15 protein-coding genes are annotated in these 14,697 nt (G+C 61.7%); 7 read left to right on the top strand and 8 right to left on the bottom strand.

Annotated elements, in window-relative coordinates:
- Nucleotides 1–648 precede the first annotated feature (648 nt).
- Both ACIO0C_RS02970 and ACIO0C_RS02965 read left to right on the top strand, forming a co-directional pair.
- Nucleotides 649–1,521 (top strand): GNAT family N-acetyltransferase, encoded by an 873-nt coding sequence (locus tag ACIO0C_RS02970; protein WP_401307594.1) that lies wholly within the window; start codon nt 649–651, stop codon nt 1,519–1,521.
- Nucleotides 1,521–2,414: a polysaccharide deacetylase family protein gene (locus tag ACIO0C_RS02965; RefSeq protein ID WP_401307591.1), complete on the top strand. Its 894-nt coding sequence runs from the start codon at nt 1,521–1,523 to the stop codon at nt 2,412–2,414. The genes ACIO0C_RS02970 and ACIO0C_RS02965 overlap by 1 nt, the downstream gene beginning before the upstream one ends.
- Before the next feature lie 77 nt (nt 2,415–2,491).
- Here ACIO0C_RS02965 and ACIO0C_RS02960 read toward each other — a convergent pair whose 3' ends face one another.
- Both ACIO0C_RS02960 and ACIO0C_RS02955 read right to left on the bottom strand, forming a co-directional pair.
- A complete protein-coding gene (locus ACIO0C_RS02960) occupies nt 2,492–3,259 on the bottom strand; it encodes an SDR family oxidoreductase (RefSeq protein WP_401307588.1) in 768 nt (255 codons plus the stop codon).
- A gap of 16 nt (nt 3,260–3,275) precedes the next feature.
- Nucleotides 3,276–4,013, bottom strand: coding sequence for a sulfite exporter TauE/SafE family protein (locus ACIO0C_RS02955; RefSeq protein ID WP_401307585.1), 738 nt, complete (start codon nt 4,011–4,013; stop codon nt 3,276–3,278).
- Nucleotides 4,014–4,209: 196 nt separating this feature from the next.
- Here ACIO0C_RS02955 and ACIO0C_RS02950 point away from each other — a divergent pair, with 196 nt between their 5' ends.
- Entirely contained in the window at nt 4,210–5,520 is a 1,311-nt protein-coding gene (locus ACIO0C_RS02950) for an aminotransferase class III-fold pyridoxal phosphate-dependent enzyme (protein WP_401307582.1), read from the top strand.
- On the opposite strand, the gene ACIO0C_RS02945 is transcribed toward ACIO0C_RS02950, so the two are convergent.
- Nucleotides 5,517–7,010 (bottom strand): PLP-dependent aminotransferase family protein, encoded by a 1,494-nt coding sequence (locus tag ACIO0C_RS02945; RefSeq protein WP_401307579.1) that lies wholly within the window; start codon nt 7,008–7,010, stop codon nt 5,517–5,519. The genes ACIO0C_RS02950 and ACIO0C_RS02945 overlap by 4 nt on opposite strands.
- Before the next feature lie 183 nt (nt 7,011–7,193).
- On the opposite strand from ACIO0C_RS02945, the gene tauA reads away from it, so the two are divergent.
- From tauA to ACIO0C_RS02930, 3 genes are read left to right on the top strand one after another with little or no spacing between them, the layout of a single operon-like run.
- A complete protein-coding gene (gene tauA, locus ACIO0C_RS02940; protein ID WP_401307576.1) occupies nt 7,194–8,210 on the top strand; it encodes a taurine ABC transporter substrate-binding protein in 1,017 nt (338 codons plus the stop codon).
- A 46-nt stretch (nt 8,211–8,256) separates the two neighbouring features.
- Nucleotides 8,257–9,096 carry a taurine ABC transporter ATP-binding protein gene (locus ACIO0C_RS02935; RefSeq protein WP_401307573.1) on the top strand — a complete coding sequence of 280 codons (840 nt, stop codon included), beginning with the start codon at nt 8,257–8,259 and terminating at the stop codon, nt 9,094–9,096.
- Nucleotides 9,093–9,962, top strand: coding sequence for an ABC transporter permease subunit (locus tag ACIO0C_RS02930; protein ID WP_401307570.1), 870 nt, complete (start codon nt 9,093–9,095; stop codon nt 9,960–9,962). The genes ACIO0C_RS02935 and ACIO0C_RS02930 overlap by 4 nt, the downstream gene beginning before the upstream one ends.
- A 9-nt stretch (nt 9,963–9,971) precedes the next feature.
- On the opposite strand, the gene ACIO0C_RS02925 is transcribed toward ACIO0C_RS02930, so the two are convergent.
- The gene (locus ACIO0C_RS02925) at nt 9,972–10,592 is read right to left on the bottom strand and encodes a CerR family C-terminal domain-containing protein (RefSeq protein WP_401307567.1); all 621 of its coding nucleotides are present in this window, start codon (nt 10,590–10,592) and stop codon (nt 9,972–9,974) included.
- Here ACIO0C_RS02925 and ACIO0C_RS02920 point away from each other — a divergent pair.
- Complete coding sequence (locus ACIO0C_RS02920; protein ID WP_401307564.1) at nt 10,575–10,781, top strand: HAD family hydrolase; 207 nt, start codon at nt 10,575–10,577, stop codon at nt 10,779–10,781. The two genes, ACIO0C_RS02925 and ACIO0C_RS02920, sit on opposite strands and share 18 nt — an antisense overlap.
- Before the next feature lie 429 nt (nt 10,782–11,210).
- Here ACIO0C_RS02920 and ACIO0C_RS02915 read toward each other — a convergent pair whose 3' ends face one another.
- The 4 genes from ACIO0C_RS02915 to ACIO0C_RS02900 form a co-directional block, all read right to left on the bottom strand.
- Complete coding sequence (locus tag ACIO0C_RS02915; protein ID WP_401307561.1) at nt 11,211–11,639, bottom strand: hypothetical protein; 429 nt, start codon at nt 11,637–11,639, stop codon at nt 11,211–11,213.
- Nucleotides 11,636–12,700 carry an LLM class flavin-dependent oxidoreductase gene (locus tag ACIO0C_RS02910; RefSeq protein ID WP_401307558.1) on the bottom strand — a complete coding sequence of 355 codons (1,065 nt, stop codon included), beginning with the start codon at nt 12,698–12,700 and terminating at the stop codon, nt 11,636–11,638. Before ACIO0C_RS02910 ends, ACIO0C_RS02915 begins: the two co-directional genes overlap by 4 nt.
- 3 nt (nt 12,701–12,703) lie before the next feature.
- Nucleotides 12,704–13,183, bottom strand: coding sequence for a nuclear transport factor 2 family protein (locus ACIO0C_RS02905; RefSeq protein WP_401307555.1), 480 nt, complete (start codon nt 13,181–13,183; stop codon nt 12,704–12,706).
- Nucleotides 13,184–13,299: 116 nt separating this feature from the next.
- The gene (locus tag ACIO0C_RS02900; RefSeq protein WP_401307552.1) at nt 13,300–14,277 is read right to left on the bottom strand and encodes a nuclear transport factor 2 family protein; all 978 of its coding nucleotides are present in this window, start codon (nt 14,275–14,277) and stop codon (nt 13,300–13,302) included.
- Nucleotides 14,278–14,697 lie beyond the last annotated feature (420 nt).

Below are 14,697 nucleotides of genomic sequence, written 5' to 3'. Positions count from 1 at the left end.
TTGGAGTTGGTGCGTAGATTTCAAGGGCTGTTGGCCTGAAACCGACAAGCGCCGGCGGATTCGCATGCACATGAGGCTTGGCTTGGCTCACCAGATTTGACGGGATGAACGTTTAGTTAAATGCCACTTCGGTACCGTTGTTAACCACATTTTTATGGGCCCGCCCAGGGTTTCAAGGCTCGGTATCGGTGTTCGAACTGCGGGATTTACCGATGGTAGTGTTTACATTTAATATCACTCTGTGGCCCCGTCAGTGGTGAACGTAATCAACGGTTTCGGCAGACATTGTCAGTTGATGAGATCTACGTGCTCTTGAGATCTTCGCACCGCCAGCCCATTACAATAATCGCCCCTTCAGCACATCTAGGGGCAGATCATTAGCTAACTCAACTAAACGGCTATTTAGCATAGTTAAATCCCATCAGGTTCTTCGCACGCAGGTGCCGGCGCGTACGCTCATTCCTGGGCACCCTCTTCTCTGCGTTCAGGATCCTCCTTAGGTCAACTGCACCACGCCAGCCTCAGACGACGAACATGTTCTGCAGCTGAGGTAACGGCCTGGATCAATACCCGGGTTGAAGCTATACCGAAAGGGTTCAAAGTGGAGCTGCACCACTCGCTCGATTAACTTCTGAGGAGAACTTCGCAGTGTCGAACCCGCTGGTCATACACAACATGACCCGCCCCGAGCTGGACGAGCTCGTCAATTGGGCTGCCCATGAGGGATGGAATCCCGGCGTTCACGATGCCGAGCTTTTCTGGGCTGCGGACCCTGCCGCCTTCATCGCCGCGTCCCTGGACGGCGAATTGATCGGCGGCGGTGCCATCACTTCCTACAACGGCGAATTCGGTTTCATGGGTTTTTTCATCGTCCGGCCTGAGTATCGCGGCCAAGGCTTGGGCAATACCCTTTGGCACGCACGCCGCGAGCGACTTCTCGCCCGGCTGCTACCGGGCGCGAGCATCGGCATGGACGGCGTCTTCGCGATGCAGGACTACTACGCCAAGGGTGGTTTCGTCTTCTCCCATCGCAACATGCGTTTTCGTGCCGATACCGCCAAGCGCCCGGCAATCTCGCCGGTTGACAACCAGGACATCGTCCCGTTGGCCACCTTCCCGTTCGATCAGGTTGTCGATTACGACCGCACCTGCTTCCCGGTCAGGCGCGCCACCTTTTTGAGGGGGTGGATTGCCCAGGCCGATGCACTTGCCGTGGGTTGTCGGCGCGACGGCAGGCTAAGCGGCTACGGCGTAGCAAGGCGCTGCCTTGAAGGCTACAAGATCGGCCCCTTGTTTGCCGATGATGCCCTGGCAGCCAATGCCCTCTATGCGCGCCTGGCGGAATTTGCGCAGGGTGCCCCGTTCTTTCTCGATGCCCCGGAGAATAACCCCGCCGCGATGGCGCTCGTGCGCCAACAGGGCATGGTCGAGGTTTTCGGCTGTGCACGCATGTACCTCGGCCCTCCTCCGGCGATCGCGCACGAACGTGTGTTCGGCGTCACGACCTTCGAGCTGGGCTGATGTCCGCCCGCGACCTCATCGGTTATGGTGGCTGCCCGCCTCACCCGCGATGGCCCGGTGAGGCGCGCGTCGCGGTCCAGTTCGTCCTCAACATCGAAGAAGGCGCGGAGTCATGCATCCTCAACGGTGATGCGCAGTCGGAGGCCTGGCTGCACGAGCTACCGGGCCGCCCGCCGCGTGTGGGGGAAGCGGACTTGAGCGTCGAGGGCATGTACGAATACGGATCGCGCGCCGGTGTGTGGCGCATTCTCGAGCTGTTCAGCGCCCGAGGCCTGCCGCTGACCGCCTTCGCCGTCGGCCGGGCCCTGGAACTCACACCGGCGATTGGCCATGCGCTCTGCGCTGCCGGGCATGAGATTGCCGGGCATGGCTACCGTTGGCTGGACTACCGCGACATGTCTGAAGACCAGGAGCGGCTCCATATCCGCCTCACGCTCGACGTGATTGAGCAAATCTGCGGTAAACGCCCCGTGGGTTGGTACACAGGAAGGGTCAGCCAGAACACCCGCCGCCTGTTGCGCGAGGAAGGCGGGTTTCTCTACAGCTCCGACGCCTACAACGATGACCTGCCCTATTGGCTCCCAGGCTCGCCCGCTCACTTGGTGATCCCTTACACACTGGTCAACAACGACGCCCGCTATCTGCTGCCGAACGGTTTCGCCTGCGGTGCAGACTTTTTCCAGTTGCTCAAGGACGCTTTCGACCAGCTGTGGCAGGAAGGCGCTCAACATCCGAAGATGATGAGCGTCGGCCTGCATGGACGGATCAGTGGCCATCCTGGTCGTGCGCTGGCGCTGGCGCGCTTTCTCGATTACGTGCAAGGCCACGACGCGGTGTGGATCTGCCGGCGTGAAGAGATTGCCAGGCACTGGATGGCTCAATTTCCCGCTTGAGGGGTTCGGTGTCAGGTGCCCAGCGTCATCGTCGACGACCATCGCGAGCAAGCATCGCTCCTACAGGGGGCGGTGGTTCAGCCCGCCGCCCCACGCTCAATCGCAAAGTTGTTCCAGGCCTGGGTCACCGGCATCACCTCCAGGCTGTTGACGTTGATATGCGCCGGCTGGTTCATCAGCCAGAAGATCGTCTCGGCGATGTCCGCAGGTTGCAGCGGCTGGGCGTTAGCGTACACCGCGTTGTACTTCTGGGTGTCGCCGGCAAAGCGCACCAGCGAAAATTCGCTTTCGCACAAGCCCGGTTCAAGGTTGGTGACCCGCACGCCCGTGCCTTGCAGGTCGCAGCGCAGGTTCAACGAAAACTGGCGCACGAAGGCCTTGGTCGCGCCGTATACGTGGCTGCCGGGGTACGGCCAGTTGCCGGCGATGGAGCCGAGGTTGACGATGCTTGCCCCGGCGCCGTGAGCGATCAATCGAGGCAGCAACAGTCGGGTGCTGTAGAGCAGGCCCTTGATGTTGGTGTCCACCATGGTCTCCCAGTCATCCAGCGAGCAGGCCTGGGCAGCTTCGGTGCCCAGTGCGAGGCCGGCGTTGTTGATCAAGCCGCGCAATGTCGAAAAGCGCTCAGGCAACTGGCCGATCGCTGTTTGCATGGCCTCGCGGTCGCGCACGTCCAGGACCAGGGGCAACACATCGCACCGATCGCCCAGTTCGTTGGCCAGGCTCAGCAAGCGTTCTTCGCGCCGGCCGGTGAGCACCACCGACCAGCCGGCCTGGGCGAAACGCCGGGCGCAGGCTTCGCCGAATCCGGAGGTGGCGCCGGTGATAAATACAGTAGGTTGCATGATCAAGCTCCAGGGGTCAGGACCACGACCGGCCCAGCAGGCCGAAGCCCGCCAACGCCAGCAATAGCCATTGGGTGAGTCGCGCCGCGTGTTCGGCGCGAATGTGCACGAACAACCGCTGTCCCATCCAAAGCCCAGGCATCAGGGGCAACAGCAGGGTCAGGGCCTGGCGCGGGATCTGGGGGCCGATGGCCTGGGCCAATGCCAGCCCGGCCAGGGCCGCCAGGTCCACGGCAAAAAAGAACATGATCAAGGTGGCTCGCAGCGTGCGGGCGCGCAGCCCGCAGTGGCTGAGCCAGGCAACCACCAGTGGCCCGCCGATGGAAAACGCGGCGATCAACGCCCCGCTGCTGCCGCCCACCAGCCAGGCCGCCCAAGGCCCGCGCCCCATGGGCAACGCCACTCGCGCCAGTCCCAGCAATGCCAGCGTGGCGACCAGCACGTACACCCCCAGGCTCAGCCAGTCGCTGTCTAGCCCGGTCAGCAGCCAGATGCCGCAGGGCACGCCAATCGCTGCCGCGATCAGGATGCGCCGCAGTAACGGGTAATCGGCATGGGCCCAGGCGTCGCGCAGCAGCATCAGGCTGGATGCCACCTCCAGGCACAACACCAGGGGCACGGCATCACGCAAGGAACCGAGCATTGCCAGGCCGACGACCGCGATGGCCGCGAAGCCGAACCCGGTGAGGCCACGCACAACGGCGGCGACCAGCACACACAAGGCACTCAAGGTCCAATTCAATTCCGGGCTCACGGCGCGCTCCTTTGACAGTGGCGCCACTCTAGTCAGGCATCGATCCACGCTTTAGAGCCAGATGGGCATTTCAATAGGGCCAGTGCCGGATGCCCTGGCTCCATCGAAAAGGCCAACTGGATCTAAGCGCGCCGCAACTGCATGGCTAGTCTGCGGGGCAACCGGCCGATCCGTGCCTGCCCTCAGGAGTAACCCCATGGCAACGAACCTCAACCACCAATGGATGCCCTTCACCGACAACCGTGAGTTCCAGCGTGCCCCGCAACTGTTCGTTCGCGCCGAGGGTGTGCGCTACTGGACCAACGAAGGCCGCGAGCTGCTCGATGGCAGCTCTGGGCTGTTCTGCTGCGCCGCCGGGCATGGCCGTACCGAGATCGCGGAGGCGGTGTGCAAGCAACTGCTGACCCTGGATTTCACCCCGCACTTTCAGCGCGCCTCGCCCTTGTCCTTCGAATTGGCCGAACGCCTGAGCGAGCTGTTGCCGACGGGGTTGAACAAGCTGTTCTTCACCAACTCGGGCTCCGAGTCGGTCGACAGCGCCATGAAGATCGCCCTGGCTTATCACCGCGCCCGTGGCCAGGCCCAGCGCACCCGTTTCGTGTCCCGTGAATGGGCCTACCATGGGGTCAATTTCGGCGGCGTGGCCCTTTGCGGCATGATGCGTAACCGTCAGGCCTTCGCCACCGGCGGCCTGCCCCACGTCAGTCACATGCGCCACACCTGGCAGGAAGACCAGCGTTATCAATTGGGCGAACCGACCCAGGGCGCGGACCTGGCCAGTGACCTTGAGCGCATCATCAGCACCCACGGTGCGGACAGCATCGCGGCGTGTTTTGTCGAGCCCATCGCCGGCTCCATTGGCGTCTATGTACCGCCGGCGGGCTACCTCAAGCGCCTGCGCGACATTTGCGACCGCCACGGCATCCTGCTGGTGTTCGACGAAGTGATCACCGGCTTCGGTCGCACCGGCGAGGCCTTTGCCGCACAGAGTTTTTCGGTAAAGCCGGACATCATCACCATGGCCAAGGCCTTGACCAACGGCGCGATCCCCATGGGTGCGGTGGCCGTCGACGAGTCGATCTACGACGCCGTGATCGGGGCCAGCCAGGGCCAGGGGCCGGAGCTGTTCCACGGCTATACCTACTCGGGGCACCCGGCCGCGTGCGCCGCGGCCCTGGCTTCACTGGACATCTACCGTGATGAGGATCTGTTCGGTCGCGGTCGGCAATTGGCGCCCTACTTCATGGAGTCACTGAGCGGCCTGCGCGGACTGCCCCAGGTCAGTGACTTGCGCGGCTACGGCCTGCTCAGCGGCATCCAGCTGACCCCGGGAACCGCGCCCGGCGCCAAGGGCGCGCAGGTGCAGCGGGCGCTGTACGACGCCGGCCTGCACGTGAAGACCACGGGCGATGCGATCATCTTCGCCCCGGCGCTGGTGGCCAGTCGCAAGGACGTGGACGAGATGTTCGAAGTCCTCAAGCACACGTTCGCCCAGGAAAGCTTCTAAGCCGGTTCGGCCTGGTGCAGCTCGCGCCAGGCCTTGCCCAACGTCTCGATGCCCGGCTCGATCAACGCTTCGGCAATCGCGCCGAAGCCCAGGCGGAAGTAACAGCCCGTACGTCCCTCCCCCAGAAAATGAATATCCCCCGGTTCGATCAACACGCCATGCCGTGCAACCCTGCGCTGCAAGGCCCAGGCGTCTATCGCCGGCGGGCCGCTGACCCAGATCGATGAACCACCGGCCATGCCACTGGCGTTGCACTCGGGCAAATGCTCGGCCAGGGCGCGGCTGATCACTCGCCACTTACGCGCCAGGCGGTCACGCAGGCGACGGGCATGGGCGTCGTAATGCCCCATGGCCAGGAACAGCGCCAGGATGCGCTGGTTGTTCGACGGTGGGTGGCGATACATATAGCGGCGCAGCGCGCGTAGCTCGTGAATCAGCTCGGCATCGGCAGCAATGAACCCCAACCGTACACCTGGCAACAGGCTCTTGGTCAGGCTGCCCAGGTAAATCACCCGGCCACTGTCGTCATAGCTTTTGAGCGCAGGATGGTTGCTGCCCAGGAAGTTCTGCTCGCTTTCGTAGTCGTCCTCGATGATCAGAAAGTCATGCTCGCGGGCGCTGGCCAACAACTCCAGACGCCGGTACAGCGGCATCGTCACGCCGGTCGGCGATTGGTGGCTGGGCGTGCAGAAGAGCATTTCGCACCCCTGCAATTGCGCGTCCACCACCAGGCCCTGGCGGTCGATGCGCAGCGGTCGCAGGGCGCAACCGGTGAGGCTGAAAATGTTCCGGGCATCGACATAACCGGGCTCTTCAAGGCCCATTACAAGGCCAGGTCGGCCCAGCAGGCGCGCGAGCATGTACAGCGAATTCTGCGTGCCGATGGTCACCAGCAATTGCTCGGGCCGAGCCTGGATACCGCGTTTGGGCAACACCCGCTGGATGATCTGTTCTACCAACAGGGGATCATCGAGCATCACCTGGTCATCGACCCAACTGCGCATGTGCGCCCCACTGGCGGCAATCCGGGCGCAATCGCGCCAGCGCGCGGCGGTCTGCTCGTCTTCCTCGATCTGACCATAGATAAACGGGTAGCGGTACTCGCGCCAGTTGCGCGGCTTGACGATGGCACGCATGTGCGCCGATTCGGTTTGCAGCCGCCGCTCCCAGTCGGGCGCATGATCGGGCCGCTCGAACAGGGCCGGGGATTTGGGGCGCAGGCTGACGTTGAGCTGTTGGCGCAGGAATTTTTCATTGATGAAATAACCGCGTCGGTCCGAGGGCGTGAGGTAGCCGTCCTGCACCAGTTGCTCGTAGACCAGCACCACGGTATTGCGCGACACCTTGAGCAATCGGCACAGCTTGCGCGACGACGGCATGGCATCGCTGGGCGCCAGCGCGCCATCGAGGATGGCGTTGAGCAGGTTCTCGCGCAGTTGCTCCTGCAAACCGCGCCCTGCTTCGAACGGGCGAAAATAACGCTCCAACATGGTTCCCACTCCCTCGATGACGCACCCCGATGGCGCACCCGATGCGCTGCACGCCTTAGCCGCAAAGGCCTGGCGCGATGGCTGGTACCAAAGCCCGGCGCAACTGGATCTAAAGCAAGCAACGGGCCGGCCCTAAGATCGAGGGGAGCCAAAAACAATGCCTTCCACCTTAGGAGCCACACCATGTTCAAGCCCCTGCACCAATGGATTCGACGCTCCCTGCTGTTACCCGCCGCCGCGCTGACCCTGGGCCTTGCCACCGCGGCCCAGGCGCAAACGGTGACCATCGGCGTGCAAAGCATGTTCGCACCGTGGAAGAACGCCATCGCCGAGAAGCAGTTCGAGAAGGCCACTGGCTGGGACATCCAGTGGCGCAACTTCGACAGCGGCGGCGATGTGATGCTGGCGATGGCATCCGGCGACGTGCAAATCGGCGTGGCGGGCAGCAGCCCGATTGCCGCTGCCGTGAGCCGTGGCGTAGACGCGCAGTTGTTCTGGATTCTCGACAACATCAATGACGCCGAAGCGTTGGTGGTGCGCAATGGCAGCGGCATCGTCGCGCCCCAGGACCTGGCGGGTAAAACCCTGGCCGTGCCTTTCGTCTCCACCACACACTTTCATGCCCTGTTTGCCCTGGAGCAATTTGGCCTGAGCGGCAAGGTCAAGGTCATCAACCTGCAGCCGTCGGACATTCCGGCCGCCTGGGAACGTGGCGACATCGACGCGGCCTTCATCTGGGACCCGGCATTGGGTCGCCTCAAGCAAAGCGGCCAGGTGCTGCTGACCTCCGGGCAATTGACCCAATGGGGCAAGGCAACCTTCGACGGCATCGTGGTCGATCGCAAGTTCGCCGCCGAGCACAGCGCCGGCATGCTCGCCCTGACCAAGGTGTTGCAGGCCAGCACCGCCGACTACGTGAAAGCACCCGGACGCTGGACCGCCGACTCGCCGCAAGTGATCAACGTGGCGCGCCAGTCCGGGGCCAAGCCTGACGAAGTGCCGCCCGTGCTGGCCCTGTACCAGTTCCCGCTGGCCACCGAACAGGCCGGTGCCAACTGGCTGGGCGCCGGCAAGGACGGTGGCGCGGCCAAGGCATTGGCGGCCACCGCTGCCTTCTTGAAAGAACAAAAAAAGATCCCGGCGTTGCTGCCCGACTACAGCGTCGCCATCAACCCGGGCTTCGTCCAGGCCGCCCAGTAACCCCAGCCACGGGCGGTGCAGGCCGCCCCACCACGAGGAAATAGCCATGGGCCTGAGCCTGAAAATCCATGACGTGTCGGTGCACTACCCTGCTCAGCAAAAAGGCCAGCAGGTCACGGCGCTGGCCGGGGTCAACCTGGACATCGCCAGCGGCGATTTCGTTGTCGCCCTGGGGGCATCGGGTTGCGGCAAGACCACCCTGCTCAACCTGATGGCCGGCTTCATCCAGCCCAGCAGCGGCTTGATCACCCTGGGCGATTTCCACGGCCAGGTGCCACAACAGACCTCGGCGGTGGCGCAACTGCGCGACCAGGTCACCGGGCCCGGCTCCGAACGCGGCGTGGTGTTCCAGAAACATGCGTTGCTGCCCTGGTTGAATGTGCTCGACAACGTCGCCTTCGGCCTGAAATTGCGTGGCGTGGCCAGGTCTGAGCGCGAGGAGCGCGCAAGGCACTTCCTCGAGCTCACGGGGCTGACGGATTTTGCCGGCCACGCGGTGTACCAGCTTTCCGGCGGCATGCAGCAACGGGTGGGGATCGCGCGGGCACTGACCAATGATCCGCAAATGCTGTTGCTCGATGAACCGCTGGGCGCACTGGATGCGCTGACCCGCGAACGTTTGCAGGAACTGATCCTGCAGATCTGGATGCGTACCGCAAAGATGATGTTTTTCATCACCCACGACGTCGAGGAAGCCCTGTTCATGGCCACGCGGCTGATCATCATGTCACCGCGCCCTGGCCGCATCACCCACGAATTCCCGATCGATTTCGGCCGGCGCTTTCTGGCCGGCCAGGACGCGCGCACGGTCAAATCCAGTGCCGATTTCATTGCCTTGCGCGAGCAGGTGCTGAGCATTATCCATGGTGATGAGGAGGCCGCATGAGCCTGTTCGACGAGAAACAACGCAACGCCGTGCTGCGCGCCCTCAATGAACTGCGCCGTGCCGCCCCGGCCCGCCCGGGCGAGCAGTACGGGGCGCCGGGCAATGGTTCGAGCCTGGTCTTGAGTCTGGTCACTGTGGTGCTGGCGTTTACCGCCTGGTACATCGCGACCAACACCGGCTGGGTCAAGCCGCTGTTCCTGCCCTCGCCCCAGGCGGTCTGGGCGCAATTGCTGGAGGTGGCCCGTGACGGTTTCGCCGACGCGACCCTGCTCAACCACATCGGCTGGAGTGCCTTGCGTGTCTTCGGTGCGTTCGTCCTGGCGGTGCTCACGGCGATCCCGGTGGGCATCATGATGGGCGTCAATCGTGTGGCCCGGGGGATATTCGACCCATTGGTGGAGTTCTACCGGCCACTGCCGCCGCTGGCGTATTTGCCGCTGGTGGTGATCTGGATGGGCATCGGCGAGGGTTCCAAGGTGCTGCTGATTTACCTGGCGATGTTCGCGCCGTTGGCATTGAGTGCCCGCGCCGGGGTCAAGTCGGTGGCCATCGAGCAGATCCATGCCGCCTACTCCATGGGCGCCAGTCGCGCCCAGGTGCTGCGACACGTGATCATGCCGGCGGCATTGCCCGAGGTACTGACCGGCATGCGCATCGCCATCGGTTTCGGCTGGACCACCCTGGTGGCCGCTGAAATGGTCGCCGCCACCGCAGGCCTGGGCTTCATGGTGCTGACCGCTTCCAAATTCATGGCCACGGACGTGGTGATCATGGGCATCCTGGTGATCGGCGCCATGGCCCTGCTGTTCGACCTGGGCATGCGCTGGCTGGAGCGACGCCTGGTGCCGTGGAAAGGTAAGGCCTGAGACGCGTAATCAGACGGTACGCAACGCCTTGAGCTGATTGAACGTCTGCTCACGCACGATGTTCATCAGGCGGTCGAAGCGTTCGCGATCGAGGCTCTTCCAGCCCTGCGCGTCCATCGTGCTGCTGCGGGTTTGATGGAACGGCAGCACTTGGCCATGCAGGGTGATGGCGCGGATCGCGCATTCGTCGTCGACGACAGCCCGGCCCAGCAGACGGGCGATGATCGCGCTGTTGACAGCCATGATCGGTTTGTCGATGCGTTCCTTGACCTGCTCCATGCCGGAAGTGGGCCCAAGCCCCGCCTGCTCGCGGGCATACAGCTGGCGCCACGGGTGGGCCTCGGTGGACATCAGCATGTACTCGGCGGTGCGCAGCTGGATCGACCAGAACGCTTCCATCAGCGCTGGCGCATCGGGCTCGCCATCGAGCACCGCCTGGGCGCCTTCCACCGTTTCGGCCAGGTGTGCCCAGATGCAGGCCACCATATGCTCGGTACACGCCAGGTACACCCCTTCCTTGTTCTTGAAATAGTAATTGAGCGCCGGTGCGTTGACCCCCGCGCGCTCGGCGATGTCGCGGGTGGACGCGCCTTCGAAGCCCTTTTCGCCGAGTTGCGTGCCATCTCCCAAATCGCAAAGCGATTCAAAGGGAAGATTCCGATTGCCGTCGCCTCTGGAGGGTCGCGGGAGATCGTCACCAAGTCCCTTGAGGCGTTAGATCTCAAAGGGCTTTTTGACGCGGTAGTCACATTCGATGACGTTGGCGTCGCCAAGCCTCAGCCCGACATCTTCATTGAGGCTGCACGCCGACTGTCGTAGGAACCAGGGGACTGCCTGGTGTTCGAAGACAGTCCACAAGGTGTCCAGGCGGCAAGAAGAGCTGGAATGCCGGTAGTCGATGTCGCCCATATTTTGTAGTTTGCTTTTGGAGCTTTAAGCCGCTATTGCGGCAGCACCATCGACAACATTAGCCACTTGATACCGACATTAGCTGCCCAAGACGCTGCTCATCGGCACCAGGTCTTTCATTTTCGCTGCGTTTTATCGCCGAGATGGCTCTGGGGCACGCCACACATTAATCGAAACAAATACTCCATCAAACAGCATGCGAGCAGTTCGTACCTGCCGCACATCACTCCCCAGTGCGACCCGTAACTGGCCGTCTGAATCGGTGATGCCACCAAGCTCGGCATGCCCCCATGCCAGCACGCGGTTCGTCGACCAAGAGCGCTCTCTTACTCAAGTCTCCTATTGGGAAGGCTCGGGGGTCTTGTCGGGCGCACTGAAACGTGGGGCATCCATTGCAAATTCAATTCGCGTCTCGTAGCTGATGATTGGTCCATGCATATCCAGTTCGCCGGGCGCCTGATACGCCACAACCATGCTCAGCAAGCCGTCTCCGTTTTCGGCGGTCGAATAATTGGAGTGAACGATGTGATGAGAACTGATCATATCAGGCACGGCGGCGAACCAGGTCACGAGGCTCTTATGGTCGCGCGCGAAAAGGTGACTCCATCGGTGGCCGGTTAGCCGCACCTGCGGGTGAAACATTGTCAGATGTGCGTCGAGCTCCCCTCCTGGCGCTTCCAGAAAAGCGAACCATCGATGGGCAAGATGAAGTGCAACATGATGCCGGCCTGTCATCGACGGCAGAGTGACTACGTGTGCTCCAGTCATGGGCGCGCTCCTGCTTGCTCCTCTTCGGCGGCCGCGGCCGGATCCGATCCGATCTCCTCCATCGCGTCGCTAATGGCATTGATGGCGTTCAGCCGCGCCGACTCACCTGGCATCATCAGGTTGATCATTACCTCGTCGGTGCCGTAGGCGTCCACTAGAGCACGAAGCTGGGTAACGACCTGGGAGGCCGTTCCGGAAATGAGCCTGCCCTTGTTTCGCTCGCGAACAGCCAGCTCATCAGACGTCCAGCGATGGTCACGAGTGGTGGCGAGCGAAGGTATGCGCTCGAACGGGCTCGCGCTCTCCGCATAGGTAAGCCAGAGGTGGAACGCGTCGGCGAATTCCCTGGCCTGAGCCTCGCTATCACCGACCGCCACAAAGACCGCCGCGATAACCGATGGATCCGGGGAAAAGTCGCTTGGTTGGAACGCAGCACGGTACGCTTTGGCCGCTAGAGGGCCGTCGCCGCGCGGGTTGATGAAGTGAGCGAAGGTGAAGCCGAGACCTGCCTGCGCAGCGATCTCCGCAGTCGCACCAGACGCGCCAAGCACAAAAGGTTGAGGTCTATCGCGGGTCTCGGGATGTGCACGCATACCCGCATACGGCGAACCTGGCATGTGACGCCCAGTGACAAACCCCAGCAGATCTGAAACCTTGCGGGAATATGGAATCGACTCGCTCTTCTCATCGTTGAGCGCCATGCTCGTACGACGGTCAGCGCCCGGAGCACGGCCGAAGCCGAGATCGATCCGGCCCGGGAACAGCGCCTCGAGGAGCTGATAGTTCTCGGCAATCTTCAGGCTGCTGTAGTTGGGCAGTAGCACGCCACCGGAGCCCACCCGGATCGCCTTCGTCGCCGAAGCGATGCGCGACATAAGTATTTCCGGCGAATTGCTGGCGGTGGCCGGAGCACCATGGTGCTCCGATACCCAAAACCGTTTGAATCCTTTCGCTTCCACACAGTGTGCCAGGCGTACGCTGGCCGCAAGTGCGTCGACTGGAAGAAGACCTTCATCGACGGGGGAATAATCCAGAATGCTAAGCTTCATCGATTTCGACACTGATCACGCCCCTTTAGCCTGTTCAACTGCCTGCTCATCACTGGTGTTGCATGCTGGCCAGACGACTTCCAGACGGGTGTGGGTGATGCGCCATTCGCCGTCAATACGTTGGTACTCATCGGCGTATATGCCAAGCAGCAGCAACGGATTAGGGTCAGGCTTTGAGGCGGTTTCGAAATCGATCAAATAGCAGCGGCCTAGTGCGGTATCCGGCCCGGTGAGCTTGACCCAGTGGTTAGTGATCGCATGCATGAAGGGATAGCTTCCCCGATGATCCCGATCGTACAGCTTGAACGCATCATTCAAACCGGCCCGTATGGCGTCGATGCCTTCCATCTTGCCTACGGTGACCTCCACTACCGCATCCGCGGAGAAGACCTGGTCGAGTGCGGCGATGTTGTTGCTGTCCAGGTGGTGCGCGTAGATCGTTCTGAGGTTGCGAATTTCTTCACGATCAAGCAGCCCTTTGAGATTGATGTCCATGGTAAGTAACCTCTGTATTTAATTAATGGTTAGCGGGGAAATCAGATACTCCCCTTTGCTTTAGCGCTTGTGGTGAGCCGCCACCCGATGACGGACGCTCATGAAGTTGCGGGGCATTAGGCATGGGTGACGCCAATTTCGAATGCCGGGGCCTCTGCGGTGGTAAACCAACCTGGCCGGTAATCACTCCAGCAGATACGCCACCGGCCATCGTCTTCGCGTCGTGCGCGGATCTGGTAGTGGGCGCCATAGAGCGAACGCCCCTGCGAATCGGCCGGTCGTTCTGGGATGATCCGTGCGACGATCATTTGCGCATGTTGGCCATCGGGCTCAAGTTCCAGTCGCACAACATCGGCGAAGTGCTGCATCCATGGCCAATGCCGTCGGAAACTTTTCAGCTGACCGACGATGGCATGTCGCCCCTGCAAAGGCCCGATGGGCGCGAAGCCACCTGCGGCGTCGTCGGTATAGCAATCACTTAGCAGCGCAATGTCGCCTTGGTCGATAGCCCAGGAATATTTGCTATAGAGCTCGCGCACGGCGACTTCCACATCGGCTTGCGGCAGAGCATTGCCGATCAATGCCCAAGGTGAATCCAGCTCACTTACGATCACCGGCGGGGCATCGCCTAACTCCCAGCCCGCGTCGCCCGGCAGCATGCGCCAATGTGCGGCTAATGGCAGGTCACCTTTGCACCAGTTCACATTGATGCGGGCGTCGGCCATCATCCAGAGGCCGTCAGTCCCATCGAACTGGAACCGAAGGACCACACTGGCCCCAAACAACAAACGTTGTTCACCACGGCCGAATAAGCCGTAGACATAGGCGCTGGTAACTGCCTGCCCATTCCTACCAACCACAATCGCGTGATTGCTGGTACGCATCCATAAGAGGGCAGAGGCGTCGGCGGCCAGTAAACTGCGCCATTCGGCGACGCCCCGCCCTTCTCCATGCTGACTACTTTTGAGCTTGGCGGTCTTCGCCAGCGATGGGGTTAGCATCTGCCACTCTCCATCCGACCAAGCAGCGAAAAAATCATCCATCACAGAGGTCAACGCCGAACGTGCTTCAGCTTCAATGAGGGGAAAGGACATGACAGCTCCAAATCAGTAGAGCCGTCACTTTAATGATGTTCAAACAAAAGATAATCTAGGATAAATTCCAAACATTTTAGCTTCACGGGATGAAATATCGCTGCCGTGCTCAAGTGTGGATGTGTCGACCGATACCGTCGGTGGTGAAGGATCTCCCCCCTCGCCGCCTGTAGCTGAGTTAAGGTCGTCAGCAGTCAAACCTTTGCTCACTCTCAAAAAAAACCCGCAACCGGAATGCGGTGCGGGGTAAAAAATTGGCTGGTTGCGGCCAACCAATGGAGCTCTATAAAAAGCGTCTACGGGCCAAGTTCAGATGCATTTCTGTATGGCGCGTTTAAAACTCGAAAGCAGGAGGTTCGCGGCCAGCAAGTACAACTCGTCGAGGAACACCTTGCCGTCGTTCTCGGCCTTCTAGGCTTC

Source organism: Pseudomonas sp. NPDC087336, from assembly GCF_044744285.1.
Classification (GTDB): Bacteria; Pseudomonadota; Gammaproteobacteria; order Pseudomonadales; family Pseudomonadaceae; genus Aquipseudomonas.
Note: the sequence above shows the minus strand (reverse complement) of the source record. Positions and strands in the feature narration are given on the sequence as shown.

What these genes read in the sequence shown, in the direction of transcription:
- ACIO0C_RS02965 (WP_401307591.1), top strand. Translation starts at nt 1,521, where the DNA reads ATGTCCGCCCGCGACCTCATCGGTTATGGTGGCTGCCCGCCTCACCCG.
- ACIO0C_RS02960 (WP_401307588.1), bottom strand. Translation starts at nt 3,259, where the DNA reads ATGCAACCTACTGTATTTATCACCGGCGCCACCTCCGGATTCGGCGAA.
- ACIO0C_RS02950 (WP_401307582.1), top strand. Translation starts at nt 4,210, where the DNA reads ATGGCAACGAACCTCAACCACCAATGGATGCCCTTCACCGACAACCGT.
- ACIO0C_RS02945 (WP_401307579.1), bottom strand. Translation starts at nt 7,010, where the DNA reads ATGTTGGAGCGTTATTTTCGCCCGTTCGAAGCAGGGCGCGGTTTGCAG.
- tauA (WP_401307576.1), top strand. Translation starts at nt 7,194, where the DNA reads ATGTTCAAGCCCCTGCACCAATGGATTCGACGCTCCCTGCTGTTACCC.
- ACIO0C_RS02935 (WP_401307573.1), top strand. Translation starts at nt 8,257, where the DNA reads ATGGGCCTGAGCCTGAAAATCCATGACGTGTCGGTGCACTACCCTGCT.
- ACIO0C_RS02930 (WP_401307570.1), top strand. Translation starts at nt 9,093, where the DNA reads ATGAGCCTGTTCGACGAGAAACAACGCAACGCCGTGCTGCGCGCCCTC.
- ACIO0C_RS02915 (WP_401307561.1), bottom strand. Translation starts at nt 11,639, where the DNA reads ATGACTGGAGCACACGTAGTCACTCTGCCGTCGATGACAGGCCGGCAT.
- ACIO0C_RS02905 (WP_401307555.1), bottom strand. Translation starts at nt 13,183, where the DNA reads ATGGACATCAATCTCAAAGGGCTGCTTGATCGTGAAGAAATTCGCAAC.
- ACIO0C_RS02900 (WP_401307552.1), bottom strand. Translation starts at nt 14,277, where the DNA reads ATGTCCTTTCCCCTCATTGAAGCTGAAGCACGTTCGGCGTTGACCTCT.